The organism is Thiolapillus sp. (genome assembly GCF_048562965.1).
Lineage (GTDB): Bacteria > Pseudomonadota > Gammaproteobacteria > Chromatiales > Chromatiaceae > Thiolapillus > Thiolapillus brandeum_A.
Map to the genome: position 1 here is coordinate 1 of NZ_JBHNMF010000110.1, position 8,425 is coordinate 8,425.

An 8,425-nucleotide genomic window follows, 5' to 3' on the forward strand; every position below is an offset into this window, starting at 1 on the left:
CACCAGCCAGCCTTCTCAGAAGGCTGGCATCAAAGCCCCCTTATAGGGGGCAAAAGGCAAGTCTGCGTTCTAAGAACGCAGATTTTTACTGGTTTTTCTCCTCTGAAACTCTAAACTCTAGAACTATAGACCAATAATTCTGTTTTGCATTGCTATTTCACAAGCAGGACTCATTCGCTGCCAGCCATGGAGAGCGAAGCGAAGGCTGGTAGACCCCAGTAGCCGCGAGGCCGCACTGCTTACCCGTCGTGCGCATAGCGCCAGAGGGGAAGCAAAGTAGGCATCCAAACGCGGCGTCCAGTCATTGGGAGACAAGTACGGAGCAGCAACGAGCTTGCGAAGTTGTTGCGTAGTGCTTGGTGACCAGGACGGCTGGGGCACCAATAGGTTGTCAAAGGCCGAGTCGATTTTGGGGACTGGGATGTCCCAAAATCTATCACGAGGCCGAAGACACACTTGTCTTTTTTCGCGCCCTGGGATGGGACTGGTCGTAGACTTCTGCGAGATGCTGAAAGTCGAGGTGGGTGTAGATCTGGGTAGTGCTGATATCGGCATGTCCCAGCAATTCCTGCACGGCGCGCAGGTCGCCGGAGGATTCCAGCAGATGGCTGGCGAAAGAGTGGCGCAACAGGTGCGGATGGACATGTTGGGCGGCGCCCTGCTCCCTGGCGCGCTGGGCCAGGCGGCTTTGCACCGAGCGGGGGCTGAGGCGCGTACCCCGGGTGCTGACGAACAGGGCGGTTTCATCGTCTTTGGCCAGTTGCGGGCGTACCGTCAGCCAGCGGTCGATGGCCTCCAGCGCCTTTCTGCCTACGGGCAGGCGCCTTGTCTTGCTGCCCTTGCCGGTGACTTCCAGCATGGCGTCTTTGCGGTCCAGGTTGTTCAGGTCAGTAGACACCAGTTCTGCCAGACGCAGGCCTGATGAGTAGAGCAGCTCCATCATGGCCTGATCGCGCAGGTCCAGGGGAGCGTCACCGGGCAGTTCCAGCAGTTGGGCGAGCTGATCCACGTCCAGCGTACCAGGCAGCTTGCGCCTGACCTTGGGCGCACGAACACCGATGGCGGGATTCTGCCGGCTCAGTCCTTCCCGGTTCAGGAGACGGTAGAAGGCGCGCAGGGCCGCGAGGCGACGCTGCAGGCTCCTGGCCGAGAGTCCCTGCTGATGGCGCTGGGCGGCGTAACTGCGGATGCTGACCTGCCGCAACCTTTGCCAGTCCAGTGGCGCCTGTTCCTCGTGCCACTGGCGAAAATCGGCGAGATCCCGCCGGTAGGCGTCAACGGTGCGGGGAGAGAGCCGTCTTTCCAGTGCGAGGTGGTGCAGGAATCTGTCCACCAGTGGATCGCTGGTGGCGGCAGGGCTCATGGGGTGTGACGGATGTCCATGGACTGGAGGCTGAGGCTCACCAGTTCGCCCAGGCGCACCAGAAAATCCACGCTCTTGCCGGAGTGGAAGCGCTGCCTGTCCTTGCTGCCGATGGCGAGAATACCTGACAGATCGCTGGTGCGTATGGGAATGAGTGCGGCGGAACCTTCATCGCCGGCCTGTTCGCCGAACAGGGTCCTGAGCTTGTCTGCCTTGAGGGGGCCGCAGGTGGGTTTGTCGGTATTCATGAAGGTGCGAAACATGGCCAGGCCGGATTCACTCACCTGGGCCTCTTCCAGTTCGCGGGTGGAGAACAGCTTGAGTTCCACCGCGTCGGCGTTGAAACGCTCGCGCAACTCGTCCTGCAGTGTGGCGAGGATATCTTCCCGGCTCTGGGCTTCGATGAGGTTGAGGGTAAGGCGGTGCAGGCGCTGGTTGAGCTGCTCGTTGTCGCGGGCGACTGTCACCAGTTCCTGCAGCTGTTTCTGGTAGGCCTCGGTCTTGTCCTGCAGCATGCGTACCTTGTGTTCGAGCAGCGATACCGCGCCACCGGTCTTGTGGGGTACGCGCAGATCGTTGAGCACATCGATGTGCCGGACGAAAAAACCCGGGTGAGAGAGCAGATAGTCACAAATCTGCTGTTCGAAATCCTGGTCGATGCTGTTGCTCATAGTTCGATGTTACCTTCGAATACCTCTGCCGCAGGGCCACTCATCCACAGGGTTGAATGGCCACCTTCCCAGCATATCACAAGATCGCCGCCAGGCAGATGCACCCTGACCCCTTCCTTCAGCAGGCCCCGCAACTGGCCGGAGACCACGGCGGCACAGGCGCCCGTGCCACAGGCCAGGGTTTCACCGGTACCGCGCTCGAATACCCGCAGGTCGATTTCCGTGGGCGAGCGCACCTTCATGAAGCCCACGTTGACACGTCGGGGAAAGCGCTCGTGTTTTTCCAGCGCCGGCCCCAGGGTTTCCACAGGCGCATTTTTCACGTTGTCCACCAGCAATACGGCATGGGGATTGCCCATGGAAACCGCGCCGATTTGCAGGGTCTGTCCGTTCACTTCGATGTCGTAGACCGGCTGCTCCCTGTCGGCGATGAAAGGGATGGCATCGGGCTGCAATATGGGGCTGCCCATATCGACCCGCACCCAGCCGTTGTCTTCAAGGTAGAGCTGAATGTCACCGCCGCCGGTTCCCACGCGTATTACGTCCCGGTCGCTCAACCCCTTGTTGCGCACGAAGCGGGCGAAGCAGCGTGCACCGTTGCCACACTGTTCCACTTCAGAGCCGTCGGTATTGAAGATGCGGTAATGAAAATCCGTGTTTTCCGACTGGGCTGCTTCCACCAGCAGGATCTGGTCGCAACCCACGCCGAAGCGCCGGTCGGCGAGGAAGCGCAGCTGTTTGGGGCTTAGCTCCACGGTCTGGTTGATGGCGTCAAACACGATAAAATCGTTGCCCAGACCCTGCATTTTAGTGAATTGCATTGCTCAGCCCAGCCTGCCCTGAACGGCCAGGTGCCGGTCGCTGACCTGACTCACCGTGAGTCCATTGAGGGATGCGGCGGCCAGCTGCGCCTGTACTTCTTCCAACGTATAGGCAGCGTAAAGGGATGCTTCGAAGTCCCGGCGCAATACTTCGGGCGCATCGCTGGCGTACTGCACCACCAGGGCGTCCACCTGCCCGGCTGACTCCGGGCGCATCAGGTCCATGACCAATACCGTGGCGCCGGGCCTGGTGCTGTCGAGAATCGTTGACCACAGGTCCTGGGGATCGTTCAGATGATGCAGCAGGCTGTTGGAGAGTACGGCATCGTAGGTTTTGTCCAGCCGGGTGGCGGGCAGATACTGGCAGTGCAGGCAGATGCGCTGGGCGAGTCCGTCCGCTTCGATGGCTTTTTCTGCCAGGTCCAGCATGGCCTGGGCGCCGTCCAGGGCGTCGACCTTCGCCCGGGGATAGCGCCGCGCGAAACGGATGGGAATGTCGGCGGGGCCGCAACCGAGGTCCAGGGCCTGGCCGGTGAATTCGGCCGGGTGCAGCTGTTCGAAGAGCTGGATGAAGAGTTCGTTGGATGCGGAGAAGTCCGCCTCAGCATAGGCCAGTGCCTGCTCCGCTTCGTCCATCAGTTCTTCGGGCTCGGGGATGCGCTTCACGGGACCAGGTGCTCCCCGCGGTAGAGCTCGGCCAGGGTTTCGCGTTCCCTGACCAGATACATGTCCGCGCCATCCACCATCACTTCGGCAGGGCGGGGGCGGCTGTTGTAGTTGGAAGCCATGACAAAGCCGTAGGCGCCGGCGGAGCGCACCGCCAGCAGGTCGCCGGGGTTCAGGCTCAGCTCACGGCCCTTGCCGAGAAAGTCACCGGTCTCGCATACCGGGCCGACGATATCGTAGCGGCCTGGGCGCCCCTGGGTGTTTTCATCCGCGGGAATGATTTCCTGCCAGCTCTGGTACAGGGCCGGGCGGATCAGGTCGTTCATCGCGGCGTCCACGATGGCGAAGTCCTTTTCCTCCGTGGGCTTGAGATATTCCACCCGGGTCAGCAGGATGCCGGCATTGGCGGCGATGGCCCGGCCCGGCTCCATGAAGATTTCGTAGGGCTTGTCCTGCAGGCGGGAGGAAAGGGCCTGGGCATAGTTCGCTGGCGAAGGGGGCGTTTCGTCCCGGTAGGGCACGCCCAGGCCGCCACCGATGTCCAGGTGGTCGATAGTGATGCCCGATTCTGTCAGCCTGTCCACCAGCAGCAGGATGCGATCCAGTGCGTCGAGAAAGGGCGACAACTCGGTGAGCTGGGAGCCGATATGACAGTCGATGCCGGAGATCCTCAGCCCCGGCAGCCGGGCGGCCTTTTCATACAGTGATACCGCTGTATCGATGGGGATGCCGAACTTGTTCTCTTTCAGTCCGGTGGAGATATAGGGATGGGTCTGGGCGTCCACGTCCGGGTTCACGCGCAGCGCAATGGGCGCCTCCACGCCCATGGCTGTGGCCACCTGGGAAAGGCGTTCAAGTTCCGGTTCGGATTCAACATTGAAACAGCGTATACCCCGTTCCAGAGCGCGCTGCATTTCATCGGCGCGCTTGCCCACGCCGGAGAACACGATCCTGCTGGCGCTGCCGCCGGCCTTGATGACCCGCTCCAGCTCGCCGACGGAGACGATGTCGAAGCCTGAACCCAGGCGGGCCAGCACATCCAGCACCGCCAGGTTGGCATTGGCCTTGACCGCGTAGCACACCAGGTGGGGGTGACCGGAAAAAGCATCGTCAAAGGCATGCCAGTGCCGTTCCAGGGTTGCACGTGAATACACGTAGCAGGGCGTGCCGTGGGCAGAGGCGATCTGCTTCACGGGCACGTCTTCGGCATACAGCAGGCCGTTCTTGTAGTTGAAATGATCCATCAGTTACTTTTCTTTTCCGGTTCCGGCATGTACAGGGGGCCTTTGTTGCCGCAACCACTCAGGGCCAGAGGCAGCAGCAACAGGACCAGCAGCAGGATGTGGCGCATTTTCATGGGCAACAGGCTCAGTTTCGGCTCAAAGCCTGATAGTATAGCGTTTTTTTCGATGCGTATAATCGTGATGGAATATCCTCCCTGTCTCGAAATCAACCCCGATGGTCCTGCGAATGGTACGGTGATCTGGCTCCATGGCCTGGGGGCGGATGGCAACGACTTCGTTCCCATCATTCCCGAGCTGCGCCTGCCTGCGGACAGGCAGCTGCGCTTCGTCTTTCCCAATGCCCCGGCCATTCCCGTCACCGTGAACAGTGGCTACGTCATGCCTGCCTGGTACGACATCTACGGCATGGACCTGCTGTCGAAGATAGACGTGGACGGCATCCTGCGCTCCACGGACTATCTGCTGAAGCTGGTGGAAAAAGAGATCGAACGGGGCGTGGCGCCGGAAAACATTCTGCTGGCGGGCTTCTCCCAGGGGGGTGTCATCGCCCTGGTCGCCGCCCTGCGTACCGACCTTCCCCTGGCAGGCATCATGGCGCTCTCGACCTACCTGCCCCGGACCGTTCCCGTGGAAAGTCCGGTGCCGCACCGCATCTTTCAGGCCCATGGGCGCATGGACGATGTGGTTCCCTGGCAGGCTGCGGCCGATGCCCGGCGCCGCCTGGAGGGCATGGGCCATGAAGTCAGCTGGCACGAATACGACATGGCCCATGCGGTGTGTGCGGAAGAGATCGCGGATATCAGGGAGTGGTTGCTGGGGAATTTGTAGGATGCGGTGACAACGGAACCGCATCAACCTGATGTGGGTGCCGATTCGATGCGGTTCACGGGTTCACCGCATCCTACGGACTGTCAGGGTAGAGATTTCCCACCTCTTACCGGCCACAGGTACAAGAACATGCTCTTGGGGTTGCCGGTGCCATTACCGCTGCCGGGATCAACGACAAAGGCGTCTTTTTCGTTCACCCCGACGCCGGTGGATGAAGACCAATAGCGTTCTGCCTGTACATTGCTGAAAGGGTGGTCTGTGGGCAGGGCGGGATCGTTTTCGCTGGGATCGAACACACTGAGCAACTCGTTGTAATTCGGCATACGCCAGTCTGTCTGTGCGCTGCCGCCGTTGCTGCCGTCCTTGCAGTCGTACAGGGCGGCGTTCAGTCCCCGTACGAAGTCCAGTGCCTGTTGCCAGGTCACCATGCCATCATTGGGTGTCCCTGAGTTATCGAAGCCTGTGTTGTCGGCGATGCAGTTGGCATTTTTCAGCCAGATCAGTCCGGTGAGGTTGTCAGTTACGGTGCCGTCAGTATTGTCGGTGAAGCGTGGTGTGACAATGTAAGAGACTCTCCAGTCGATATTGCCTGCCAGTCTGCCGCCCATCTGATACTCCCCGTCTTCGCCAGTGCCTGTGTGCAGTCGCGGGATGCGCCGTCTTCATCCCAGCAGCCGGTCTGGCCGGTTCTGGGAACCCAAATATGAAATCGTGGAGCAGCCTGGGTGACCACACCGGTCAACTGGCTGCCATCACCGACAAAACTGGCGGCGTTTACCGAGCCCTCTACGCGCAGATCGCCAGCGATCAGAGGGGATGACAGGCCTGCGATAGCCGCGCTGCGGATCAGGATTTTCAAGATGTTTGGCACTGACATGGTATTGCTCCCGGTTTCCTGGTATTTACTTGTATTCTTCTGCTCGTCTTGCATCGCCCTTCACCTGCTCCACGGGGTAGCGCTTTTCGTTGATGGCAATCTTCTGCCAGGCGGCATCGAGCAGGTTGATGTCCAGGCGTTCGGCCAGGCGCACCAGGTAGATGAAGATGTCGGCCATTTCCAGGGCCACGGCTTCTTTCCTGTCTTCATCGAGATTCTGGCTCTGTTCCTCAGTGATCCACTGAAAATGCTCCAGCAGTTCACCGGCTTCACCGGCCAGGGCCATGCTCAGGTTTTTCGGGGAATGGAACTGTTCCCAGTCCCGTTCCCGGGCAAAGCGCAGCAGGCGTTCGTTGAGTTCCTGTATGGAATCGCTCACCAGTTTTCACCCAGCAGCTCGAAATGGGCCTGGGGATGCAGGCAGGCGGGACACAGGTTGGGCGCTTCCTTGCCTTCGTGGAGATAACCACAGTTGCGGCAGCGCCAGGTGACGGTGCCGTTGCGCTTGAACACCCGTCCGGCCTCCAGGTTGTCGGCGAGGTCTTTGTAGCGCTTGCCATGCTGTTTTTCGGCGATGCAGATCGCCTCATAGGCCAGGGCGATTTCCTCGAAACCTTCTTCCCGGGCGGTCTTGGCCATGGCGGGATACATGTCCGACCATTCGTGTTCCTCGCCGGCAGCCGCCGCACGCAGGTTCTCCAGGGTGCTGCCCAGGGGGCCGGCGGGGAAGGTCTCGGTGATTTCCACGTCGCCGCCCTCGAGGAACTTGAAGAAGCGCTTGGCGTGTTCCTTTTCCTGGTTGGCGGTTTCCTCGAAGATGGCGGAGATCTGCACCAGCCCTTCTTTGCGGGCGATGCCTGCATAATAGGTATAGCGGTTGCGTGCCTGGGATTCGCCCGCAAAAGCCTTCATCAGATTCTTTTCGGTTTCTGTGCCTTTGATGCTCTTGGTCATTGTTCTTCTCCGAATGTTTTTACAGTCAGGACTATACTACAGCCATGACTGAAAAGCGGACAACCATGGAAATTCACATGGCGGTGAAAACCGCCGGTATCAAGGCTGTGGATCTCCTGGTGGAGGCTGGCGGCCTATCCCGCGGACAGGTGAAAAAGGCCATGAAGAACGGAGCAGCCTGGCTGGAACGCCGGGGCCATGTGCAGCGGCTGCGCCGGGCGGACCGCAGGCTGCTTCGGGTGACGAGCTGCATTTGTACTACAACGCCCATATCCAGCAGCAGATGCCGCCCCCGGCCCAACTGATCGCTGATGAAGGCGATTACAGCGTCTGGTTCAAGCCGTCAGGCATGTATTCCCAGGGCAGCAAATGGGGCGATCACTGCACTGTCGGCCGCTGGGCGGAGCAGCACCTGCGGCCCCAGCGCAACGCCTTCGTGGTACATCGCCTGGACAGGGCGGCTTCCGGGCTGATGTTGCTGGCCCACAGCAAAAAGGCGGCGGCTGCGCTGTCGGCGCTTTTTCGCCAGCGGACCGTGAATAAGCAATATCGGGTGAAGGTCTGGGGAGCGTTTCCCGGTGACAATGTCCGTATTGAGGCCCCGCTGGACGGGAAGCCGGCTGTTTCGGGAGTGTCACTGCTGAACTATGATTCCGGCCGGAATCAGAGCCTATTGCAGGTGGGCATCGACACCGGTCGCAAGCACCAGATACGCCGTCACCTGGCGGACAAGGGTTTTCCGGTGGTGGGGGACCGACTGTATGGCCGGGGAGACAGGGAGCAGGGTCTGCAGCTTCAGGCCGTGTACCTGGCATTCGACTGTCCGCTGAGCGGGGAAAGGCAGGAAGGCTCTTCCCCTGATTGAGTGGGCGCCCATCATCTAGTGTAGTGTTGCGTACTTAATGGAACTAATAATTACAGTATTTGTCTATAATTTCATTCGAGAGAAAATGAGAAATAATCTTGTGAGAGTGGCCGTTGAAATTACCTTGGACAAAGAA

14 protein-coding genes are annotated in these 8,425 nt (G+C 60.2%); 3 read left to right on the forward strand and 11 right to left on the reverse strand.

The genetic code is table 11. The annotated features are described in order from the left end of the window. Positions 1–123 precede the first annotated feature (123 nt). Genes ACOCD2_RS07895 through lptM form a run of 7 tightly spaced genes read right to left on the reverse strand, consistent with a single transcriptional unit; the run spans position 124 to position 4,878 of the window. Positions 124–381 carry a hypothetical protein gene (locus ACOCD2_RS07895; RefSeq protein WP_294041651.1) on the reverse strand — a complete coding sequence of 86 codons (258 nt, stop codon included), beginning with the start codon at positions 379–381 and terminating at the stop codon, positions 124–126. Between the two features lie 55 nt (positions 382–436). Then, complete coding sequence (gene xerC / locus ACOCD2_RS07900; protein WP_293646691.1) at positions 437–1,363, reverse strand: tyrosine recombinase XerC; 927 nt, start codon at positions 1,361–1,363, stop codon at positions 437–439. Next, entirely contained in the window at positions 1,360–2,034 is a 675-nt protein-coding gene (locus ACOCD2_RS07905) for a DUF484 family protein (protein WP_293646693.1), read from the reverse strand. The genes xerC and ACOCD2_RS07905 overlap by 4 nt, the downstream gene beginning before the upstream one ends. After that, positions 2,031–2,855 carry a diaminopimelate epimerase gene (dapF, locus tag ACOCD2_RS07910; protein ID WP_293646695.1) on the reverse strand — a complete coding sequence of 275 codons (825 nt, stop codon included), beginning with the start codon at positions 2,853–2,855 and terminating at the stop codon, positions 2,031–2,033. The genes ACOCD2_RS07905 and dapF overlap by 4 nt, the downstream gene beginning before the upstream one ends. A 3-nt stretch (positions 2,856–2,858) precedes the next feature. Beyond that, complete coding sequence (locus ACOCD2_RS07915; protein ID WP_293646697.1) at positions 2,859–3,521, reverse strand: class I SAM-dependent methyltransferase; 663 nt, start codon at positions 3,519–3,521, stop codon at positions 2,859–2,861. Further along, complete coding sequence (gene lysA, locus ACOCD2_RS07920; RefSeq protein WP_293646699.1) at positions 3,518–4,765, reverse strand: diaminopimelate decarboxylase; 1,248 nt, start codon at positions 4,763–4,765, stop codon at positions 3,518–3,520. The genes ACOCD2_RS07915 and lysA overlap by 4 nt, the downstream gene beginning before the upstream one ends. Then, positions 4,765–4,878 (reverse strand): LPS translocon maturation chaperone LptM, encoded by a 114-nt coding sequence (gene lptM, locus ACOCD2_RS07925; protein ID WP_305800239.1) that lies wholly within the window; start codon positions 4,876–4,878, stop codon positions 4,765–4,767. Before lptM ends, lysA begins: the two co-directional genes overlap by 1 nt. A gap of 67 nt (positions 4,879–4,945) precedes the next feature. On the opposite strand from lptM, the gene ACOCD2_RS07930 reads away from it, so the two are divergent. Next, positions 4,946–5,593 carry an alpha/beta hydrolase gene (locus ACOCD2_RS07930; RefSeq protein WP_293646715.1) on the forward strand — a complete coding sequence of 216 codons (648 nt, stop codon included), beginning with the start codon at positions 4,946–4,948 and terminating at the stop codon, positions 5,591–5,593. An 83-nt stretch (positions 5,594–5,676) separates the two neighbouring features. Here ACOCD2_RS07930 and ACOCD2_RS07935 read toward each other — a convergent pair whose 3' ends face one another. Genes ACOCD2_RS07935 through rbr form a run of 4 tightly spaced genes read right to left on the reverse strand, consistent with a single transcriptional unit; the run spans position 5,677 to position 7,424 of the window. After that, the gene (locus ACOCD2_RS07935; RefSeq protein ID WP_293646701.1) at positions 5,677–6,201 is read right to left on the reverse strand and encodes a DUF1566 domain-containing protein; all 525 of its coding nucleotides are present in this window, start codon (positions 6,199–6,201) and stop codon (positions 5,677–5,679) included. Beyond that, on the reverse strand, positions 6,114–6,470 hold the full coding sequence (locus ACOCD2_RS07940) for a hypothetical protein (RefSeq protein WP_293646703.1): 357 nt from the start codon (positions 6,468–6,470) through the stop codon (positions 6,114–6,116). Before ACOCD2_RS07940 ends, ACOCD2_RS07935 begins: the two co-directional genes overlap by 88 nt. A 25-nt stretch (positions 6,471–6,495) precedes the next feature. Next, positions 6,496–6,849 (reverse strand): nucleotide pyrophosphohydrolase, encoded by a 354-nt coding sequence (locus ACOCD2_RS07945; RefSeq protein WP_293646705.1) that lies wholly within the window; start codon positions 6,847–6,849, stop codon positions 6,496–6,498. After that, positions 6,846–7,424 (reverse strand): rubrerythrin, encoded by a 579-nt coding sequence (gene rbr, locus ACOCD2_RS07950; protein WP_293646707.1) that lies wholly within the window; start codon positions 7,422–7,424, stop codon positions 6,846–6,848. The genes ACOCD2_RS07945 and rbr overlap by 4 nt, the downstream gene beginning before the upstream one ends. A 44-nt stretch (positions 7,425–7,468) precedes the next feature. Between rbr and ACOCD2_RS07955 the strand changes: the two genes are divergently transcribed. Then, on the forward strand, positions 7,469–7,729 hold the full coding sequence (locus ACOCD2_RS07955; RefSeq protein ID WP_293646709.1) for a hypothetical protein: 261 nt from the start codon (positions 7,469–7,471) through the stop codon (positions 7,727–7,729). Then, on the forward strand, positions 7,708–8,289 hold the full coding sequence (locus ACOCD2_RS07960) for an RluA family pseudouridine synthase (RefSeq protein ID WP_293646711.1): 582 nt from the start codon (positions 7,708–7,710) through the stop codon (positions 8,287–8,289). Before ACOCD2_RS07955 ends, ACOCD2_RS07960 begins: the two co-directional genes overlap by 22 nt. The last annotated feature ends 136 nt before the right edge of the window (positions 8,290–8,425 follow it).

Excerpts from the sequence above, each read along its gene's own strand:
- xerC (WP_293646691.1), bottom strand. The coding sequence starts at position 1,363 with ATGAGCCCTGCCGCCACCAGCGATCCACTGGTGGACAGATTCCTGCAC.
- ACOCD2_RS07905 (WP_293646693.1), bottom strand. The coding sequence starts at position 2,034 with ATGAGCAACAGCATCGACCAGGATTTCGAACAGCAGATTTGTGACTAT.
- lysA (WP_293646699.1), bottom strand. The coding sequence starts at position 4,765 with ATGGATCATTTCAACTACAAGAACGGCCTGCTGTATGCCGAAGACGTG.
- lptM (WP_305800239.1), bottom strand. The coding sequence starts at position 4,878 with ATGAAAATGCGCCACATCCTGCTGCTGGTCCTGTTGCTGCTGCCTCTG.
- ACOCD2_RS07940 (WP_293646703.1), bottom strand. The coding sequence starts at position 6,470 with ATGTCAGTGCCAAACATCTTGAAAATCCTGATCCGCAGCGCGGCTATC.
- ACOCD2_RS07955 (WP_293646709.1), top strand. The coding sequence starts at position 7,469 with ATGACTGAAAAGCGGACAACCATGGAAATTCACATGGCGGTGAAAACC.
- rbr (WP_293646707.1), bottom strand. The coding sequence starts at position 7,424 with ATGACCAAGAGCATCAAAGGCACAGAAACCGAAAAGAATCTGATGAAG.
- ACOCD2_RS07935 (WP_293646701.1), bottom strand. The coding sequence starts at position 6,201 with ATGGGCGGCAGACTGGCAGGCAATATCGACTGGAGAGTCTCTTACATT.
- ACOCD2_RS07960 (WP_293646711.1), top strand. The coding sequence starts at position 7,708 with ATGCCGCCCCCGGCCCAACTGATCGCTGATGAAGGCGATTACAGCGTC.
- dapF (WP_293646695.1), bottom strand. The coding sequence starts at position 2,855 with ATGCAATTCACTAAAATGCAGGGTCTGGGCAACGATTTTATCGTGTTT.
- ACOCD2_RS07930 (WP_293646715.1), top strand. The coding sequence starts at position 4,946 with ATGGAATATCCTCCCTGTCTCGAAATCAACCCCGATGGTCCTGCGAAT.